This is a genomic window from Clostridium bornimense (assembly GCF_000577895.1).
In the GTDB taxonomy this organism is placed as follows: Bacteria; Bacillota; Clostridia; order Clostridiales; family Clostridiaceae; genus Clostridium_AN; species Clostridium_AN bornimense.
Map to the genome: position 1 here is coordinate 210,262 of NZ_HG917868.1, position 20,987 is coordinate 231,248.

Annotated in this window: 15 protein-coding genes and 1 CRISPR repeat array; of the genes, 11 read left to right on the forward strand and 4 right to left on the reverse strand. The window is 26.7% G+C overall.

Annotation, left to right across the window (positions count from 1 at the left end):
- The first annotated feature begins 1 nt into the window (after window position 1).
- From cas8a1 to cas2, 7 genes are read left to right on the forward strand one after another with little or no spacing between them, the layout of a single operon-like run.
- Entirely contained in the window at window positions 2-1,801 is a 1,800-nt protein-coding gene (gene cas8a1, locus CM240_RS01010; RefSeq protein WP_044035842.1) for a type I-B CRISPR-associated protein Cas8b1/Cst1, read from the forward strand.
- Complete coding sequence (gene cas7i / locus CM240_RS01015) at window positions 1,802-2,707, forward strand: type I-B CRISPR-associated protein Cas7/Cst2/DevR (RefSeq protein WP_044035843.1); 906 nt, start codon at window positions 1,802-1,804, stop codon at window positions 2,705-2,707.
- A gap of 4 nt (window positions 2,708-2,711) precedes the next feature.
- Window positions 2,712-3,374 carry a type I-B CRISPR-associated protein Cas5b gene (gene cas5b, locus CM240_RS01020; protein ID WP_044035844.1) on the forward strand — a complete coding sequence of 221 codons (663 nt, stop codon included), beginning with the start codon at window positions 2,712-2,714 and terminating at the stop codon, window positions 3,372-3,374.
- A 49-nt stretch (window positions 3,375-3,423) separates the two neighbouring features.
- Window positions 3,424-5,616: a CRISPR-associated helicase/endonuclease Cas3 gene (locus CM240_RS01025; RefSeq protein ID WP_044035845.1), complete on the forward strand. Its 2,193-nt coding sequence runs from the start codon at window positions 3,424-3,426 to the stop codon at window positions 5,614-5,616.
- Window positions 5,617-5,628: 12 nt separating this feature from the next.
- Window positions 5,629-6,147 (forward strand): CRISPR-associated protein Cas4, encoded by a 519-nt coding sequence (gene cas4 / locus CM240_RS01030; RefSeq protein ID WP_044035846.1) that lies wholly within the window; start codon window positions 5,629-5,631, stop codon window positions 6,145-6,147.
- Complete coding sequence (gene cas1b, locus CM240_RS01035; RefSeq protein WP_044035847.1) at window positions 6,147-7,130, forward strand: type I-B CRISPR-associated endonuclease Cas1b; 984 nt, start codon at window positions 6,147-6,149, stop codon at window positions 7,128-7,130. The genes cas4 and cas1b overlap by 1 nt, the downstream gene beginning before the upstream one ends.
- 2 nt (window positions 7,131-7,132) lie before the next feature.
- Window positions 7,133-7,396, forward strand: a complete 264-nt coding sequence (gene cas2, locus CM240_RS01040) for a CRISPR-associated endonuclease Cas2 (RefSeq protein WP_044035848.1) — start codon at window positions 7,133-7,135, stop codon at window positions 7,394-7,396.
- A gap of 185 nt (window positions 7,397-7,581) precedes the next feature.
- Window positions 7,582-12,859: a CRISPR direct-repeat array (repeat unit 29 nt; unit sequence CTTTTATCTTAACTATGAGGAATGTAAAT).
- A 189-nt stretch (window positions 12,860-13,048) separates the two neighbouring features.
- On the opposite strand, the gene CM240_RS01045 is transcribed toward cas2, so the two are convergent.
- Both CM240_RS01045 and CM240_RS01050 read right to left on the reverse strand, forming a co-directional pair.
- Window positions 13,049-13,261 (reverse strand): DUF2922 domain-containing protein, encoded by a 213-nt coding sequence (locus tag CM240_RS01045; protein ID WP_044035849.1) that lies wholly within the window; start codon window positions 13,259-13,261, stop codon window positions 13,049-13,051.
- Between the two features lie 17 nt (window positions 13,262-13,278).
- Window positions 13,279-13,494: a DUF1659 domain-containing protein gene (locus CM240_RS01050; protein ID WP_044035850.1), complete on the reverse strand. Its 216-nt coding sequence runs from the start codon at window positions 13,492-13,494 to the stop codon at window positions 13,279-13,281.
- Window positions 13,495-13,730: 236 nt separating this feature from the next.
- Here CM240_RS01050 and CM240_RS16655 point away from each other — a divergent pair, with 236 nt between their 5' ends.
- A complete protein-coding gene (locus tag CM240_RS16655) occupies window positions 13,731-14,561 on the forward strand; it encodes a hypothetical protein (RefSeq protein WP_051483618.1) in 831 nt (276 codons plus the stop codon).
- Window positions 14,562-14,640: 79 nt separating this feature from the next.
- Here the strand turns inward: CM240_RS16655 and CM240_RS01060 are convergent, their stop codons facing one another.
- Window positions 14,641-15,357, reverse strand: coding sequence for a C39 family peptidase (locus CM240_RS01060; protein WP_051483619.1), 717 nt, complete (start codon window positions 15,355-15,357; stop codon window positions 14,641-14,643).
- A gap of 188 nt (window positions 15,358-15,545) precedes the next feature.
- Here CM240_RS01060 and CM240_RS01065 point away from each other — a divergent pair, with 188 nt between their 5' ends.
- Complete coding sequence (locus CM240_RS01065) at window positions 15,546-16,094, forward strand: metal-dependent hydrolase (protein ID WP_044035851.1); 549 nt, start codon at window positions 15,546-15,548, stop codon at window positions 16,092-16,094.
- On the opposite strand, the gene CM240_RS16660 is transcribed toward CM240_RS01065, so the two are convergent.
- On the reverse strand, window positions 16,095-16,523 hold the full coding sequence (locus CM240_RS16660) for a type II secretion system protein (RefSeq protein WP_051483620.1): 429 nt from the start codon (window positions 16,521-16,523) through the stop codon (window positions 16,095-16,097).
- Window positions 16,524-16,711: 188 nt separating this feature from the next.
- Between CM240_RS16660 and CM240_RS01075 the strand changes: the two genes are divergently transcribed.
- Together CM240_RS01075 and CM240_RS01080 are read left to right on the forward strand one after the other, a co-directional pair.
- Window positions 16,712-17,824, forward strand: a complete 1,113-nt coding sequence (locus tag CM240_RS01075; protein WP_044035852.1) for a P-loop NTPase family protein — start codon at window positions 16,712-16,714, stop codon at window positions 17,822-17,824.
- A 159-nt stretch (window positions 17,825-17,983) separates the two neighbouring features.
- Window positions 17,984-20,839 carry a DEAD/DEAH box helicase gene (locus CM240_RS01080; RefSeq protein WP_044035853.1) on the forward strand — a complete coding sequence of 952 codons (2,856 nt, stop codon included), beginning with the start codon at window positions 17,984-17,986 and terminating at the stop codon, window positions 20,837-20,839.
- Window positions 20,840-20,987 lie beyond the last annotated feature (148 nt).

The following is a 20,987-nucleotide window of genomic DNA, read 5'->3' on the forward strand; positions in this document are numbered from 1 at the left end:
AGTGAGAATTAATAATTCAGATAATTGGTTTTATAAAGCTGGAATAGTAGGATTTGATAGGATAATTAGGTATAATGAAGACTTTTGCAACCTAGATTCAGGGTTATATAACTATGTAGTACATGATAATTATATAGAATTTGATGAGAAGTTATTAGAGAATTTTCATAAATATTATTTTAATTATTTTTTTGGAAGATATAATTCAGCAAAAGATCAAGAAGAAAAAATTAGATTTTACATAAGAAGATGTGAAAAGGAAGATAAATTTAAAGACAATTTAGGGAAAATAAGAGAATTAGTTAAGAACAATAATAAAAAGATTAAAAAGTTTGAGGTAAAAGAAGTTAATAGATGTCTAGAAATACAGAAAGAATTAGGCATGGTTAAGAAATATAGTGAAAAAAATAAAGTTGAGGAATTATTAAATGAATACATTGATATATTGAAAGATAATTATATAAATACGCAAATTACATTAAATAAATTTAAATCAATACTATCAAAAAGCTTTTTTGGACAAGTTAGTTTTTTAAATGTTTGCAATAATTCCAAAACATTAGCTCAACAAGAAGATATATTATTTAAAGATTATATAGATCCTATATTAGTAATGTGCAAGTTAAATGAAATATTAAAAAAGAATGATGAAGAAATGTTAAGAGAATTTATTGAAGAATGTTTATTGAAAAATAAGCGTAATGGAGAAATTGAAAAGGTTTTAAAAGATTTTAAGAAGGGGTTATTTGGGAAAATACGCAAAGAAAAAGATGCAATGAGTATATTTATGCAATATAATTCTTGTTCTATGTGCGGAAATGAAGTAAGTATAGGAAGTAATTATTATGAAGGAAATTTTGTACCATTAGCTATAAGTAATGAAAATGCTGAAAACATGTATTGGAATTTTAATACGAAACATCCTATATGTTCTTTATGTAAGTTAATTTTGTTATGTACATCTGCAGGAATGACAGATATATATAAGGGTTACTTAGATGACAAATATGATTATAATAATAAACTATATTATGGATTTATTAGTATTGATGGGGATTTAAGAGATGTAATAAAGCAAAATAATAACTTAGCAAATAAAAAAGATAAGGATAGTAAACTTCAAGCATATATTTTAGATAGTATAGCAGAAAAAGAACAAATTAGTAAATGGCAATTAGACAATATATTATATATTGAATTTAATACAGATTATAGTTCCAAGAATACTAAGATGAATTATCTAAATATACCTAGATATTTAGCAGAATTTTTGAAAAGTAAAAGTGAATTATTATATAAAATAAAAGATAAAAAAGTAAGGGTAGAGATATTCGATGCAATTTTGAAACAAGTAGATTTAAAGCATCTAATTGATAAATTTTTAAGATCAACACTACAGGAAAATGAACAATATGTAGTTAATGTATTTCCTATAATAAAAGTCAGAGTATATTTGAAATTATATAAAGGAGAGTGTGATATGGTTGATAAGTTATATGATAAAAAATTAAATTATGTATATATGCAGGGCCGTGAAGTAGGAGGCATATTAAAAAGTAACAGTCAAGAAAATAAGATACTTGGATTAAGTTATAGACTTTTGAATGCAACAAAAGCTACTAACAAAAAAGAGTTTATGGATACTGTTATTAGAATCTTTATGTCAGTAGAAAAAGAAGTGCCTATGATATTTTTAGATGTTATAAAAGAAGGAAGCTTGGAGTTTGAAGATATATCCTATTCATTTATATCAGGGTTAACAAGCCAAGATAGTAAAATAAAAGAAGGAGGAGAAAAATAGATGAGTAAATCAATAAGTTGTAGTGTTATTTTTCAAGCGCAAAGTTTAAATTATGGAGAGAGTATAGGGAATATCTCAGAATTAAAAAAATTAACAAGAGGAGATGGTAATTTCTATTCAATAGCTACAAGACAAGCAATAGGATATGATATAAGAAGAATTGGAAAAGAGATTTTTGGATGGAATCTGTATACTGTAGATAAAAGTAAGGGAACAATACAATTTAAAAATGAATATACAATAAAAGATTCTATTGAGATGGATCTATTTGGATATATGAAAACTGAGAAAAAGGGTAAGAATGGAGATGGAGGATCAACAATAAGAACTGCTGTAGCTAGATTATCAAATGCAATATCATTAGAGCCGTATAAAAGTGATATGGATTTTTTAAGTAATAAAGGATTAGCGGATAGGATAGGCGAACATCCTAACTTAGCCAATATTGAACAACACTTAAGTTTTTATACATATACAATAACAGTTGATTTAGATAGGGTTGGGGAAGATGGAGAAATATCACTTTTAAGTAAGGAAAAAGCTAATAGAGTAAATCAATTATTAGATATATTGAAGATATTAAATAGAAATATTAGAGGAAGGCAAGAAAATCTTTCACCGTTATTTATAATAGGAGGTATATATAGTATAGCGAATCCATTCTTTTTAGGAAGAATAAAACTTAAAACAAATGAAGGTAAATATAATATAGATACAAAACTATTAAAAGATACATTAGACATGACAATATTAGATTGTAATGTTAGAAAGAATACATCAATTGGGATAATTTCTGATATTTTTGGGAATGAAGAAGAAATAAAAAATATTGTAGATACTTCTTTAGGCATAGAAGATTTTTTTGAAGGGTTAAAAGAAAAAGTAAATCAATATTATGAGGTATAATGATATGAAGTCTTTAAAGATAAAAATTTATCAGGAAACAGTGTGTTATAAGAAACCATTTGCATTCAAGGTGACTGAAACATATCCATTACCACCATATTCAACAATAATAGGTATGCTTCATAATGTAATGGGGGTAAGATCAGGAGAATATATTCCTATGGATATTTCTGTACAAGGAAGTTATGAAGAAATTTTCAATACATATAATACGACCATGTTTTATAAGAAAAAAAATGTAACATCTATGCCTATGAATGTTCATTTATTGCTAGGAGTTAATTTAATAATTCATGTTTTAGCTGAGGAGAATATTCTTCTTCAAATTATAGATGGATTCAAAGACAGTAAAGAATCATTTACATTAGGAAGAAGAGAAGATTTAGCAAGATTAGATTCAATAAAATTAGTTAACTTAGAAAAAAGATATATTAGTAAGTTCTCTGGTGAAGAATATCGATTGAAAAATAATGCTTATATACCTCAAAAATATAACTATAGAGTTAATGGAATTACTTATATGTTAAATAAAAAATATACAACTTTAAATGAGTTAAGAAACTGGGAAAAGGTTGAAGCTATATATGTAGAAAAAGGAGAATTAATAGATCAAGAATATTTGATAGATGATGATATTATAGAACAAGATATTGTTTTTTTGGGTTAATAATGTGCTGTATATACAGCACATTATTTATAATCAAGGGGTGATATAAATGAAGTTTTTAGCAAAAACGATACCGGAAGTTGAAACGTTAAGAGAACATACGGACAGGCTCTTAGAGGAATTCTCCAGATTAAAAAATATTTATGAGGATAATATTAATGACATTATTAGAAAATATATAGATCCAAGTGATTTTTGGTGTATTTTAAATATGTGTTGTGAGTATCATGATTATGGTAAGGCTAATAAGCAATTTCAAAATAAATTACTAAGGATATTAAATAAAGAGCAGATTGAAAATAATTTAGAAGAAATTCCACATAATTTTTTATCGCCAGGGTATTTACCAATCAGTTTTTTAGAGTATGTAAAAGAAAGATATCCTGATGATATTTTGTATATAATCATACAAGCTATTGCATATCATCATGAAAGAAATAAAGAGCCTGAATATACTAATATAAAAAGATGTATAGAAGAAGATTTAAAAAAGAGTTTGTTAGAATTAAGTGAAAGTATGAATAAAAGTATTAAAGATATATCATCATGGTATGTAAAATATATTTCGTATAACGAAAGAATTAAAGCTTCTAACCAATATTATGAGTTATACATAATTTTAAAAGGACTTTTACATAAGATTGATCATGCAGCATCAGCACATTGTAAGATAGAGGAGGTCGCTGATAGAGGAGTAGGAGAATATATTGAGGACTATATGAAGAAAAATAAGTGGATATTTAGAGAACCACAAATATTTGCAAAGGAAAATCAAGACGAAAATTTAGTAATAGTTGCCTCAACAGGAATAGGAAAAACAGAAACAGCATTACTTTGGATTAATGATTCTAAAGCCTTTTTTACGTTACCATTAAGAGTAAGTATAAATGCTTTATATAGTAGAGTGAAAGATGATATAGGATATGATTATGTAGGATTAATACATTCAAGTGCATTAGAGTATTTGGAGGATAATAGATATGAAAATGCTGATTTGCTATATGAAGAATCAAAGTTATTAAGTAAAAAGTTGAGTTTTTCTACAATAGATCAAATATTTAAATATCCATTTAAGTATATAGGATATGAAAAAGTTTTAGCAACATTATCATATTCGAAGGTTGTTATAGATGAAATTCAAGGGTATTCTCCAAGCATAGTAGCTGTAATTTTGTATGCGATAAAACAATTAAGTGAAGTGGGTGGTAAATTTTTAATAATGACAGCTACTTTACCAAGGATATACAAAGATAAGTTATACGAATTTGGCATTGAATTTAAAGAACGTAGTTTTATTTCAAAGATAAGAAGACATAGAGTTTCCTTGAGAAATGATGAAATAGTAAGTGCAATAGATGAAATTGAGGAAAAAGGAAAGATGTCAAAGGTATTGGTAATAGTAAATACTGTTGATAAGGCGATTGAGGTTTATAATAAATTAAAAAATAAAAGTAATGTAAAAGTATTACACTCATTATTCATAAATGAGGATAGATCTAGATTAGAAAGAGAAATAAAACAATTTACGGAGAAAGAAAATAGTGACAATGGTATATGGATAACAACTCAGATAGTGGAGGCATCCTTAGATGTAGATTTTGATTATTTGTATACTGAAATGAGTACTTTAGATAGTCAGTTCCAACGCTATGGAAGATGTTATAGAAAAAGAAGTTTAGATAAAAATCAATCTAATATATTTATTTATATAAAAAATATATCGGGAGCTGGGTCTATATATGATAAGGATATTTTAGAAAAAAGCATTAATGCATTATATGAATATGATGATAAGGTTATAGAAGAAGATGTAAAAGTTAAAATGGTAGATAAAATTTATTCTAAAGAAATGTTGATGGGAACAGATTATTATAAGGAATTTATTAACGCTTGCAGATATCTAGAAAATGTAATACCGTATGAAACAACTAGCAAGGAAGCTCAGAAGATATTAAGAGATATTACTTCTATAAAAGTAATACCTGAAGATATATATAATGAAAATATAGAATTAATTGAAAACTTCAAGAATAGCTATGGAGATAAAAGGAGAGAATTATCAAATAAGATAGGCAAAATTAGTGTTAGCATACCTTTATATAAAATCAATAAATTTAAAGGAATTAATTCTGAGATTAAAATAATAGAAATTGAAGGATTAAGTAATTATAGTACAATTAATGTAAAATACTCGCATGAAGTTGGAATTTTGCTAGATGAATTAAATGATAATATTTTTTAATGGGGGATAAAATTGAAAATTAATTTTGATGATTTTAAGGTACAAGGTATAAAGTTTAATTACTATTTCATATGCAAAAGAAAGTTATGGCTGTTTGATAAAGGAATATGTATGGAAGAGAATAGTGATAGGGTACTACATGGGAAAATAGTACATGAAAATTCATATAATAAGTTTCCAAGTAAAGAGAAATTAATAGATGATATGATAAAAATAGATGTACTTGAAGATGACAATATAAAAGAAGTTAAGATATCAAGTAAAATGAAAAAAAGTGATAGGATGCAGTTATTATATTATCTATATTATTTAAAGCAATTAGGCATAAATAAATCAGGTACTTTAAATTATGTTAAGGAGAAAAAGGTTGAAAAAGTTTATTTAACTAAAAATGATGAGATAGAAATAGAAAAAATTCTATTAGAAATTAAAAGATTGTTGCTAGAAAAGAAACCTCCTAAGATTGTGAAATTACCATACTGTAAAAAGTGTGCATATTATGAATTTTGTTATATAAAGGAGGAAGAGTAATGGCGAGGGATTATTATATTTTTAGTAATGGTAGATTAAAAAGAAAAGATAATACTATTTATTTTTTAGATGTTGAAGGCAATAAAAAGGCAATTCCAATTGAAGATATAGAACGTTTACATTTATTTGGAGAGGTTGATTTTAATACAAAATTTCTAAATTACATTTCTAGATATAGCATTTTAATTAGTATCTATAATTATTATGGATTTTATAGTGGCAGTTACTATTCTAAAAAGAAAAATGTATCTGGAATGTTAATAGTGGATCAGGTTAGGGCATATGATAAAGATGAATATAGGTTATATTTTGCAAAGTCTTTTATTGACTCTGCTATACATCATATGTTAAGAAATATAAGAAGGCATAGGTATAAAACGGAGGAATATATAAAGTCAATTGAAGCGGAAAGAGTATTGATGCTTGAAGCAAAGACTATACAAGAAGTTATGGGGGCAGAGGGAAGAGCAAGAAAAAATTACTATGAATCATTTAATAAGTTTATTAAAGAAGAATTTTATTTTGAAAAGAGAGAAAAAAGACCACCTAAAGATCCTATTAATGCACTTATATCCTTTGGAAATAGTCTTATGTATACAACAGTTTTAGGTGAAATATATAAAACACCTTTAGATCCAACAATTAGCTATTTACATGAACCATCTACAAAGAGATTCTCATTAAGTTTAGATATAGCAGAAATATTTAAACCGTTAATAATAGATTCAATTATATTTTCATTGATAAATAAAAAAATAATAAAGAAAACTGATTTTGTTTATGAAGGAGATATTTGCTACCTTAATGAAATGGGTAAGAAAAAATTTATAAAAGAATATGAAAATAAGTTATCTACTACTATAAAGCATAGAACGTTAAATAGAAAAGTTTCATATAAATCGTTGATAAGATTAGAATGTTATAAAATTATTAAGATGCTAATTGGTGATGATATATATAAACCATTGAAAGCGTGGTGGTAAAAATGTTTGTTATATTAACTTATGATGTAGGAGAAAAAAGGGTAAATAGAGTAAGAAAAACATTAAAAAAATATTTAACATGGACACAAAATTCTGTATTTGAAGGTCAGATTACTGAGGCAAAGTTACATAAATGTTTAGCTGAAGTTAATAAAAGTTTAGATAAAAATGATGATTCATTATATGTTTATATGGTTGGGAATATACATAATATAAATAAACAAGTAGTAGGGAAAGAAAAAAATTATGACGAATTATTTTTATGATTTTGCAGTAAATGTAGTTTTTAATAAAATTAATTCTAAGTCAGTAATACCAGCGACTTAAGAGGTAATAGTAAGTAATTACAAAAAACTTATTACCGATTTACTGCAAAAAATATATTTTATTGATATAATAGAATTACGTAAAGTATTGATAATACTGGCTTTATAGCAAGCACTAAATTGGGCTTTTATCTTAACTATGAGGAATGTAAATATTAAAGAAAATAAATTTATAAGTCGTAAGATAAGACTTTTATCTTAACTATGAGGAATGTAAATATATTAGTTCAAAATGCGTAGATATTTATTTTTATTCTTTTATCTTAACTATGAGGAATGTAAATCGTTTAGGTGCTAATGAGATTAGAAGAAGTTATACAACTTTTATCTTAACTATGAGGAATGTAAATTTTATTTACCTTTTAGGCTTGTATATGATTATTCTATGCTTTTATCTTAACTATGAGGAATGTAAATATAGATAAATGAGATTTCCCTGCTCCAGGATTACCTCTTTTATCTTAACTATGAGGAATGTAAATTTAGATAAATATAAAGATGATGTACCAGAAGAGATTCTTTTATCTTAACTATGAGGAATGTAAATATTGTATACAAATACAATATACAAACTATACAAACACTTTTATCTTAACTATGAGGAATGTAAATATTACTGTGTTTCTATCATTCTTTGTAAAATTAATCGCCTTTTATCTTAACTATGAGGAATGTAAATACAAATTGGAGGGTATGAATATGAGATCAATATTACCTTTTATCTTAACTATGAGGAATGTAAATCTTAATTTGAAACCACACTATTCTATTGAAACTTTAACTTTTATCTTAACTATGAGGAATGTAAATTGTAAGTATGCCTTGTTGTTCATAATTAATTACTGCCTTTTATCTTAACTATGAGGAATGTAAATGAGGATATACAATCTCAAATAGATAATAATGCTACGGCTTTTATCTTAACTATGAGGAATGTAAATTCTAGTAGCATTGTTACTATAGTTCTTATTGTCTTTCTTTTATCTTAACTATGAGGAATGTAAATGTGGCATCAATATATCCTGTTTTTATTGTATCTTTACTTTTATCTTAACTATGAGGAATGTAAATTACAATCTTTTTTATATATTCCGTAATATATTCCATTCTTTTATCTTAACTATGAGGAATGTAAATTTGGGAAATGCTTATGGAACTTTGGTATGTTTAGGTCTTTTATCTTAACTATGAGGAATGTAAATTCTATAGTAAAACCATATTGATATTCTCCATAATATCCTTTTATCTTAACTATGAGGAATGTAAATTATAGTGCTGATGTAATAGGCAATATAGACAACAGTCTTTTATCTTAACTATGAGGAATGTAAATATATGAAGCAATTCAAGGTACTGAAGACAACTCATTCTTTTATCTTAACTATGAGGAATGTAAATTTCTACAAGAGATACTTATAAATTTTATGGTGTGGCTACTTTTATCTTAACTATGAGGAATGTAAATATTAACACTTATATAATATCATACATTGTAATACTTTCTTTTATCTTAACTATGAGGAATGTAAATAGAGAAACACCAAGCGCAACTTTAACTATTGAATCACTTTTATCTTAACTATGAGGAATGTAAATAAGTACGAAAAAGACACAGAATAATCAAACGAACCACTTTTATCTTAACTATGAGGAATGTAAATTTGATTTTTAACCCCTCGTGTTTCACGACCCCTTTACCTTTTATCTTAACTATGAGGAATGTAAATTTTTCAGTAAGTACTTTTGTATATTTACTTGTCATACTTTTATCTTAACTATGAGGAATGTAAATTAAATAGAATTAATATTCCTAAGGCTGTATCCCATGCTTTTATCTTAACTATGAGGAATGTAAATTCTAAAATGGTTTTATATGCATTAGTAAAATCGTTTGCTTTTATCTTAACTATGAGGAATGTAAATAAAAATGGTTGTTCTTCTATTAGACAAACTTTTAATCCTTTTATCTTAACTATGAGGAATGTAAATTCACCAACACTTTTGCTATATACAGATTCAAAATACCTTTTATCTTAACTATGAGGAATGTAAATTTTAAAACACTCCTAACTTAAAAACCTTCTTAACTTCTTTTATCTTAACTATGAGGAATGTAAATTTATCTGTTTCTATACTTATTATTTTATTGTTCTTATCTTTTATCTTAACTATGAGGAATGTAAATTTTTACATCTCACCTTTCTCTATTTTGTATTTATTACTTTTATCTTAACTATGAGGAATGTAAATGTTATAAGCATATCTATAAATAATTTACTAGATAGACTTTTATCTTAACTATGAGGAATGTAAATTGATTTACTAGGGTTTAGAAGGCTATATAGATTATCCTTTTATCTTAACTATGAGGAATGTAAATCCAACTAGTTTGATTGGATTATAACAAGTGTTTCCAGCTTTTATCTTAACTATGAGGAATGTAAATTTGTAAACAGGTATTTGTAACCGTTTATCAAAAATACTTTTATCTTAACTATGAGGAATGTAAATCTAGAGCTGTATTGATGTCCTGCGTAGTTATTACCCTTTTATCTTAACTATGAGGAATGTAAATTTGTAAGTTTCAGTGGAATCTATTGATAAAGTGTGAGCTTTTATCTTAACTATGAGGAATGTAAATTCTATTAATTCGGCATCTCCTGTAGTCGAACCACTACTTTTATCTTAACTATGAGGAATGTAAATATGGTTTCGTTTGTAGCAATGATTGTTTTTTCTACTATTCTTTTATCTTAACTATGAGGAATGTAAATATCAAATTACCCAAACACCCATTATGTCGTTGTACTCTTTTATCTTAACTATGAGGAATGTAAATAAGTTGTTAACTGGTTTAATCAACTTTCACCGGCAGCTTTTATCTTAACTATGAGGAATGTAAATTTAAAAGCACTCGGCATCAATATGTCAGTTGCTAATCTTTTATCTTAACTATGAGGAATGTAAATTAAGAACGGAAAAGACGTACAGGGTGCTATTTTGAAACTTTTATCTTAACTATGAGGAATGTAAATTGTGTTAATATTCATGAGTTAATTATAAAATAAAAAACTTTTATCTTAACTATGAGGAATGTAAATCCAGGTATTGGAAATGGTGTAAAGGCGGCTATGCCAACTTTTATCTTAACTATGAGGAATGTAAATTCATAAGTTTGCATAGAATAACTATAAGTGCCATCACCTTTTATCTTAACTATGAGGAATGTAAATTTCCACTTGTTCTTCTTGCTTTGGAACGTTGTTCTTCCTTTTATCTTAACTATGAGGAATGTAAATCTCTCTATCACTTGGCAATTCATGCATAAGATTTTTTCTTTTATCTTAACTATGAGGAATGTAAATTAGTCTAATTTAACTTTTATTATAGATTTTTCCATAACTTTTATCTTAACTATGAGGAATGTAAATACGAGATTATAACACGTTTTAATTTTTAATGTCAAGGCTTTTATCTTAACTATGAGGAATGTAAATGGTAAATAAAAGAAATTACTTATAGTATCCAATTGACTTTTATCTTAACTATGAGGAATGTAAATAATACTAAAGTGTTTTCTAGTATACTAAAAAAACTTGCTTTTATCTTAACTATGAGGAATGTAAATAAGTATTCTAAAAACTTCTCTTCATCTGTTTCTGTTTCTTTTATCTTAACTATGAGGAATGTAAATGCGGGTAAATCTGTATCAGTAGGAAGATACATTTTACTTTTATCTTAACTATGAGGAATGTAAATATAAATGATGTAGAAAAAGTTGAATATGAAGGTCTTGTCTTTTATCTTAACTATGAGGAATGTAAATCTCTTTTTTTTTATGTTGTGGGGTGGGGGGTCCCCACGCTTTTATCTTAACTATGAGGAATGTAAATTTGATTTAACATCTATTGAAGATAAAAAAGAGCGTCTTTTATCTTAACTATGAGGAATGTAAATACTATAATACAGCGAGAAACTTATCTAAAAGTCATTCTTTTATCTTAACTATGAGGAATGTAAATAGAAAAAAGAGCCAGTTGTTAGGAATAATTGTATTATGCTTTTATCTTAACTATGAGGAATGTAAATTGGTTGGCATACTGTTCTTTAAGGTCTGATATTATTCCTTTTATCTTAACTATGAGGAATGTAAATGCCAATAAATTTGTTTCTTTACCTATCTCTCGATAAGCTTTTATCTTAACTATGAGGAATGTAAATAAAACAGCTATAACAAACTTTATCATAACTGTTAACCTTTTATCTTAACTATGAGGAATGTAAATTAAGAATAACTACAAATGGGTTGATAAGACAGAACAACTTTTATCTTAACTATGAGGAATGTAAATAAACATAAACATGTAAAAGTAGCTGTGCCATCATCATCTTTTATCTTAACTATGAGGAATGTAAATTAGTTGCATATGCAACATCAGAACCTAAAGAAGTTTTCTTTTATCTTAACTATGAGGAATGTAAATTCATCATAATTATTGTTGTTAGGTGTTGTATTACTCTCTTTTATCTTAACTATGAGGAATGTAAATTACACATAAGAAGAATAAAAATAGCCGCCACCAGTTACTTTTATCTTAACTATGAGGAATGTAAATATTACTATAAACTTAGTATCTATACCCTGTTTTTTGCCTTTTATCTTAACTATGAGGAATGTAAATAAATCCATACTCTTTTGAGTTGGCTTGTTGTAACTACTTTTATCTTAACTATGAGGAATGTAAATTCACCTAACACATCATAAGCTTGTGATCTAGTTAAGCCTTTTATCTTAACTATGAGGAATGTAAATAGATCATCGAGAATTATTAAATCTGCTTTAGTAATGCTTTTATCTTAACTATGAGGAATGTAAATTAGATGAAGATGTATATAAGAAACTTTGTGAACTTGCCTTTTATCTTAACTATGAGGAATGTAAATGGTTTGTAATTCTATGTAATTAAATTCTTTATCTATCCTTTTATCTTAACTATGAGGAATGTAAATCTAAAAATCAATATCTTCAAATCCTACATTGTACTTCTTTTATCTTAACTATGAGGAATGTAAATTAGTGTTTTTTGTAATATTCTCTAATGCAATCTTCTACTTTTATCTTAACTATGAGGAATGTAAATGATACAGAGGTTAATGTATCTTATAAAGAAGATTGGTCTTTTATCTTAACTATGAGGAATGTAAATCTAGTATCAGAGGCCGGGAAGAATATTAAATTATAAACTTTTATCTTAACTATGAGGAATGTAAATTTTACTATGTTAATACCAATCTTACTCCAATCCACCTTTTATCTTAACTATGAGGAATGTAAATTTAGATTCTAAATATCCTTCTTTAAAAGGTGTTTTTGCTTTTATCTTAACTATGAGGAATGTAATACAAAAGACACAATATTTTATTATGTTACTTCATATTAATTGAACTTTTGATTATTTAATAATGTAGTTTTTTGATTAATTTGTTCTCTTAAATAACTTTTTAAATTATAAGAGTTTCCGATATATTTTTTAGATAACAATTTTAAATATATAAAAACTCCAGAGAACAATTAGTTCCCTGGAGCTTTCTTTATAATGTTATCTCAGTTGTATTTGTTTCAGTTATTTGTGCACTATCAAGAGCGATAATATCGCCACCTTTGAAAGTGAATACTGCCTTTTCTTTAATTAAGTTCATTACTTCTTTTACTTTAGTTTCATCAAGATTTTCTTTAACCTTAGGTACATTGATAGAAACCTTTGAACCAGTCTCTGTTATAAATTTCATTACTAATGACTTCATTTATAAGATCCCCCTTTCTATTTAACAAGTAAGCTTTCATCAATAATTGCTGCTTTTGATAGTGAACCTTCTTTTAGTTCAGCATAACTATCTACTACAGCTGCAACGTCGTCTAAGTTTGCATCTACCTTAAGATTTGGTAATGTAACCTTAGTTGTAGACTCCTTACCATTTTCATCTGTTGTTAAAAAAGATAATTGAATATTTTTATTTGTTTGAACTGTTGTTGCCATGTTCATCACTCCTTTCACTCTTTATATATTCATATTAGGAGAGAAGCTGACATTTTTAAAAAGGGTTTAATTAAATTTTATATTATAGTAATTGAAAGAATATACTGTTTTTAAATGTGCAAAAATTCGACTTAAATTGATAAAATAGGAAAAATAAAGTATAATAGAAATTATATTACAGAATAGTTTTGATAATTTTATAGTTTACAGTAAAGTTGAAGGATGAGAGTTTTGATATGAATGATAGAAAAGGATTAGTTGTTATTAAAATAATATCAATTATATCGATTGTGATTACTATAGTATATACATTGACGGGGTTTGTTAGTGGTAATTGTGAAGATTTATTAATTAGTAAAATACAATCCATTGTTAAAGCTGAAGATGATGCAGCTGATGAAGAACTAGATAAGGAAGTAAAGAATGTTACTTTAGCAGATGAAGAGGAAGATACAGAATACCAAGATGAAGAAGATATAGAACATGTTGAAGAAGATGTAGAAGATGATGTTGACATTGAAGAGGAAGAAGAGTGTACGAATACAGAAGAAGATGAAGAAATAACTGAGGAACCTGTAAATAATAATGAAGATACCGAAGATATAGAGGAAAATACTGTGGAAGTTAGCAATGTTACTGTAGATAATGAAAACAAAAACACTATAGTTGATAGTAAAGTTGAGAATCCCACAGAAGTTAATGTAGAACAAGTAACTTATCCTAGAATAGTTAAAAATAGTGATGGTACAATAGCATTATTAAGATCACAACAGGAACAACCAATTGCTATTGTATTAGATGAGTATGTTAATGGATTTTTGGAATTTAATTATAATTATTGTGTAATTACAGCACCAGAAGTTGAGTATTCTATTGAATTTGAATGTAATGGAAATGTAGAAGTTGCAGTAGGTACAGGATCAACCAATGTATATAGACGTTATGTTAATAGAAAAGTTAAAAATAATGATAAGCTAAATATTAAGTTAACAGCGAAGATAAATGGTACAGAAGAAAGTACGTCATTTCAAAGAACAATTAATCGAGGAATCTTTGGATTTAGATGATTATAAATAAAAGATAAATGTATAGGCGCTATGAATAGATGCCTATACATTTGTTATATAATGCTGTTTGCAGAATTTTTTAATCTGAAATAGTAACAGCTTGTCTACCTAAACTGATCCATCTATTTTCAAATATATCTTTATCCACAGTGTATTCAGTTCCTGTGTATGGGTCATTAATAATAACTTCATTTTCATTAAATCCCACTAAAAGCACAGCATGTTCTGGAATAATCCATTCTATAGTTTCATCACCATTAGTCCAATAAGAACCAACAGAGGATTCTTTCATATTTATAGTTACCCAAGTTACTACAGGATATCCATTTGCAACAGTACGAAGCAGTTTATTAAAAGAGCATCCGGTAATATCTTTACTTTTTCCATCAGTATACTGGTCAATTAAATTTGCAATAGGTTTATGATATACACCATAGCCATCGCTAGAAAAAGGATCTCCTATAAAATATTCATTAGGGCTTGCCCCTTGTAGAGTACCATCTACATATGAAGGTACATCGGCTTTTTCGATAGATTCACCCAATTCTTCTTTATCCACATTAACTCCATACCAATTTAATAACATTGTAGTAGATGTTATTTCGCAACCAGTAGGCATTTCGGGAAACTGATTTAATGTATCTATACCTTCTATTTTATATTCACCAGACGGCATGGCAGAAAAAATATTTTTATTTGAGGTTTCACTATTGGAATCATTATATATAAGTGATATAACTCCAATAAGAACCATTATAATTGAAATTAAAATTGAAATGATTTTAATTTTTCTCATATGTTACCTCGCTATATTTTATTTATTCATTAGTATAAATAGGGAATATGAATTTTTAGTGGATACTATGTGTCTATAGAATGTTTTATGATATAAGTATATAGAAAAATATATTTTGCATAGTAAAGTACATTAAAAAGATATAATTAGAAATTACATAATACAAAATTATGAAAGGGGGATGTAAAGTGAAAGGACGGCAACATGTATTAATAGGAACTACAGCTACAGTTGCCACTGGAATAGGTCTTATTTGCAGTGGTAGTAGTGTAACGAATTTCATTCCTATAGTTATAGGTGGAATAATAGGTTCATATATTCCGGATATAGATAGCCATAAATCTAAGGCAGCACAAATATTTAATAAGTTATTTGTAATACTTATAGTGGTATTAGCAATATTATATTGTTTAGGTATAACTTTAGATTTAGAAAGGTTTATTGGGGGGTTAGATGCTAATGATCCAAAAACTCTAGCAGTATTGATATTTGCGGTAGTGACGATATTAGGGAAATTATCGCCACATAGAATGTTTACTCATAAGTGGTTTGGTACTATGCTATTTTGTTATAGTGTATATTTGATGGGCAATATGTATTTTACAATAGGATTTACTACTGGATATATATTGCATATAGTAGCTGACACTATGACTAAAAACGGAAAATACTTAAAGTTTTTTCAATTCAAGCTTCCTTGTAGGAATTCTAAAAATAAGTTTGATATTAGCTGGTAGTTAGTTATAAAGATCCTCACCTTTTGGATATACAGCGATATAATTTCCAGTGTTTTTTTCTACATATATCTCAACAGATTCATCGGTTTTTATATAGGCAAAAAAATCTCCAGGAATAGCTTTAGCTTTTGGGACATTTTGAAATGTAGAGGCAATTTTTTGCTCAGCGATAGAATGACCGGAATCGGTGATTTTAATATAAGTGTTATAACTTATTGCTTCGGAGAATCCAGAAGTACTATCAGCTAATAAAATAGAGACATTATTATGTATCAATTTAGCATTCATTTTGTCTGTAGATTTTTTTGCTTCCATAGTCATCTTAGAATATTTAGGAATAGCAATGGCAGCCAGAAGAGCTATAATTGAAAGTACTATTATCAATTCCATTAATGTATATCCAGATTTTTTCTTATTGTTTTTTAACATAAAGAATCCTCCTTGAAAAAGTTGTTATTACAATATTGATAAATGTTTAAAATAATTTAACAATTATATATAATTATAACAAAATATGTGTTAAAAGTTAATTGTGAAGAATAAATATATGTAGAAAAACAAATATTTTTAAATATACTTAAAAATATTTTAAAATACTATAAAGTAGGAGAATGATAATGGGAGAGGTATCCGCTGAGAATGTATTTAAACCAGGATGTTTTTCAAGATATACTTATGTATGTAGACATGCACCTTGTATAGAAGAAACTTATGAGGATAAGTTAGAACAAGATCTAAAGGTATCTGGATGCTTGATATCTATAGTGGGACCATCAAAATCAGGAAAAACATTATTATGCGAAAAGGTGGTAGAAAACAATAGATTAATAGAGATATCTGGAATAGACTTTGATGAAGATAATAATCTGTGGAAAGTGATTTTAAAAAAGTTAAACTTTACATTAGAAGAATGGAATAAAGATAAAATTATAAATTACTTTAATAAAAATAATTTAGTTTTATTATTGGATGATTTTCATTATGCATCTAAGGCTACTCAGTTGAACATAGCAAAGCAACTAAAATATGCTTTAAATAAAGAATTAAAAGTCATAGTTATATCTTTACCATTATTGACAGATGAGGCAATAAGAAAAAATGTAGACTTAATAGGAAGACTAATACTTATAAATGTTGAACCATGGAAAGAAAAAGAGCTTCAATGGATAGCTATAAATGGATATAAAAAGTTAGACATGAATATATCGCGAAAGAATATCAGTAATATGGCTACTGAAAGTTTAACATCACCACAACTTATGCAAAGTATTTGTTTAAATCTATATTTTCTTATAGCTAATAGTAATATAAAAAATGAAGATATAGGAGATAAGTTATTAGAAAAAGCATATAAAATAACTACTTTGAATTTTGACTATAAAGATGTAATAAAAGCTCTTAGGGAAGGAATTAGATCAAGATTAAATACTAGAGAGACATATATGGTTAGTGGTGGAAAATATCTAAATAGTAATGAATTGGTAATAAATGCTATAGCATTAAATCCTCCAAAGATGATTATGACGGTAGATGAATTATTTTTAAGAGTTGATAGTATAATAATAGATGACAAAAAAACTATAAAGTCAGAAATAGAAGCAACTCTTGCTAAGATAGTAGAAATGCTAAAAGTAGAAGATCCATTATATCAAGTAATCAGTTATGATGGAATTAATTTAGAGATTTTAGATCCATTATTTTTGTTTTATCTAAGATGGAGTGGAATGTAAAAAATAGCTGTTGCATGAAAGTGCGCAGCTTTTTTTATTGTGTAGTATAAATAATAGCTTGATATATTTATAATTTGTATATTAATTCAAATTAGTTATTGGTAAAAAATTTATATATGTTATAATTCTAATAGTTTTTAACGATGAGAGGTGAGATAAGTGAGGATAGAGGATTTTGAAGATATTATTATAAAAAAGGTATCTCCAATTGTGAGAAGCGGTGGCAAGGAGCTTTACAAAAAGGGACTAGTGAAAAGTATAAAAGGTAAAAGATTTGAAACTTTTTATGCTCTTTACGGTGTAGTAGAAAGTGAAAATAGAATAAAAGAATTTAATACATATATGAAAATTAATTTAGTTAATGGAAATATAGATAAAGCTAGTTGTGGTTGTGATAATTTTAAAAGACTGTCTAGGGGAAATAACTTTTTTATTTGTAGTCACTTAGTAGCCACAACAGAGAAATTTTTGGTAGCAATGAAGAAAAAGACAGGAGTGAATCCTTCAAAAAAGGTTAATAAAGATAATACTATCTTGAGAATCCTAAGGAAAGTAAGTAATGACAAGATTTTATATGAGATAAGAACTTATTTAGGAAAAGACAAAATTGTAATAAAAGATAAAAATTTAAGAGACTTTTTAGAGGTAAATATAGATAAAAAAATAAAGTTTACTTATGAATATTTAGAAATTAATACAAAGATAATAAATAAACCATTACCATTGTCCTTTACAATAAAAGATGATGAAAAAAATCTTATAGTTACCACCCATAAAAAGATGCCTATTTCCCTTACAGAAAAGAATGATGTGTACTTTTTTAATAATGAAATTTATTTGCCACCTAAAGATCAAATAGATAACTATATAGATACTTATAATGATGAAAAGATATATCCTAAAACTATAAAATCGTATAATGAAATATTAGATAATCTTAGTAAAATTTCTTCTAATATAATTATAAAAGAATCAGTACGAGAGTTTGCATCAGAGTATTATAAACCAGAATTCTTCTTATACAAAGAAGAGAATAAGATATATTGTACGGTAAATATTTATTACGGAAATAAGAGAATAAATATTTTAGTAGATAGCAATGATGTTATAAGAGAAAAGAAAAAAGAAGAAACATTACTGATAAAAATTTGTGGTATTGGTTTTGTAAGAAAAGGAGAAAGACTAGAGTTTATTGGTGATGATGAAGTGTTATTTGATATATTATCGTCAAAAAATGAAGGTATACATAAATTGGGCAAGGTAATCTTAGGAAAAGCTTTTAAGGAAAATGGAGTATATAATTATTGCAATATTAATGGAGAAATAGTAAAGGATGATGATAAATATATTTTTTACTATAGCATTGACGGCATGAATAATGATGAAATATTTTCTGCTTATGAAGCTTATAAAGAGGGAAAAGAATTTTATAAAAGTAACAATGGTGGATTTATAAACTTTAGAGATAAAGGAGTTAAAGATTTCTTTAATTTATTAGGAGGACTAGGGATAAGTGTTGGCAGCAATGAGATAATTGTTGATGAAGATAAGGAAATTTATATTAGTGAAGCTGTTACTAACCTTCCTATGATAAAAGGAAAAGAAAATTTACATAGAGCAGAAGAAATATTAAGTGAGGAAATAGAAGTACCACAAGGTTTTAAGGGCAATCTAAGAAATTATCAAGTAGAAGGTTTTAGGTGGTTTAAAGGTCTAAGTAAGCTTGGTCTTGGAGGAATTCTTTCTGATGAAATGGGGCTTGGAAAAACTATTCAGACTATAGCATTTATATTATCAGAAAAGGGAGAAAAATTTATAATTGTTGCGCCTACATCTCTTATATATAATTGGAAAAGTGAACTAGAAAAATTTGCAGAAGGCCTTAAGGTAGCTGTCGTTCATGGAGCAAAAAGAAAAGAAATTATAAAGAATATACAAGAATATGATGCGCTACTTACTTCTTATGGAACTTTAAAAAGAGATATTGAACTTTATAAAGATATAGAGTTTGGATATTGTATATTAGATGAAGGACAAAATATAAAAAATCCTGATGCAGAAAGTACGAAAATAGTGAAAGCTATAAATAGTAAAAATAGATTTGTACTGACAGGGACTCCAATAGAAAATAATTTAATGGAACTTTGGAGTATTTTTGATTTTATTATGCCAGGATATTTATTTTCTAAGGAAGTATTTAAAAAGAAATTTATTTTTAATAATGATGTAGAAACTTTAAAATTGCTTATAAACCCATTTATATTAAGAAGAACTAAAAAAGATGTAATAACAGAATTACCAGATAAAATAGAAAAGAAAGTCTTTGTAGATATGACAGCAAAGCAAAGTAAGGTTTATAAGGATTATATGAAAGATGTATTATCGACATTACAAAATTATGGTGATAACAAGATAGAGATTTTTTCATATCTAACTAAGCTTAGACAAATATGTTTAGATCCATCTATTATTATAGAAGATTATGAAGGCGGTAGTGGAAAAGTAAAAGCAGCATTAAAATTAATAAAAGAAAGAGATGGAAAGATACTGTTATTTTCACAATTTACATCTATATTAGATAAATTAAAAGAAGAGTTAGAAGGTGCAAATATAAAATATCTTCATTTAGACGGTAGTGTCGCTGCAAAGCAGAGAATAAAAAGAGTAGAAGAGTTTAACAATGAGGAATCTATAAAAGTATTTTTAATATCACTTAAGGCAGGGGGAACAGGGTTAAACCTAACTTCGGCATCTACAGTTATACATTTTGACCCATGGTGGAATCCAGCAGTAGAGGACCAAGCTACTGATAGAGCTCATAGAATAGGACAGAGAAATGTTGTAGAAGTTATTAAGCTTATAGCAAAAGATACTATAGAGGAAAAAATTATTCAGTTGCAAGAAAATAAGAGGCTTCTTATAGAAAATGTTATTAGTGGTGAGCTTGGTGAGGGTGATTTATTAAAGAAACTTTCCGTTGAAGATATAAAGGAGATATTTAGGGAGAATAAGTGAATATTATAGAAAATAATAAAAAAAGTAATGTAACTTGGTGAAGTTATGTTACTTTTTTATTTTAACGATATTTTTGGTAAGCTAAATACAAAATATTACATTTTTTTAATGATATCCATTATAAAATATAATATGTAATGTTATAAAA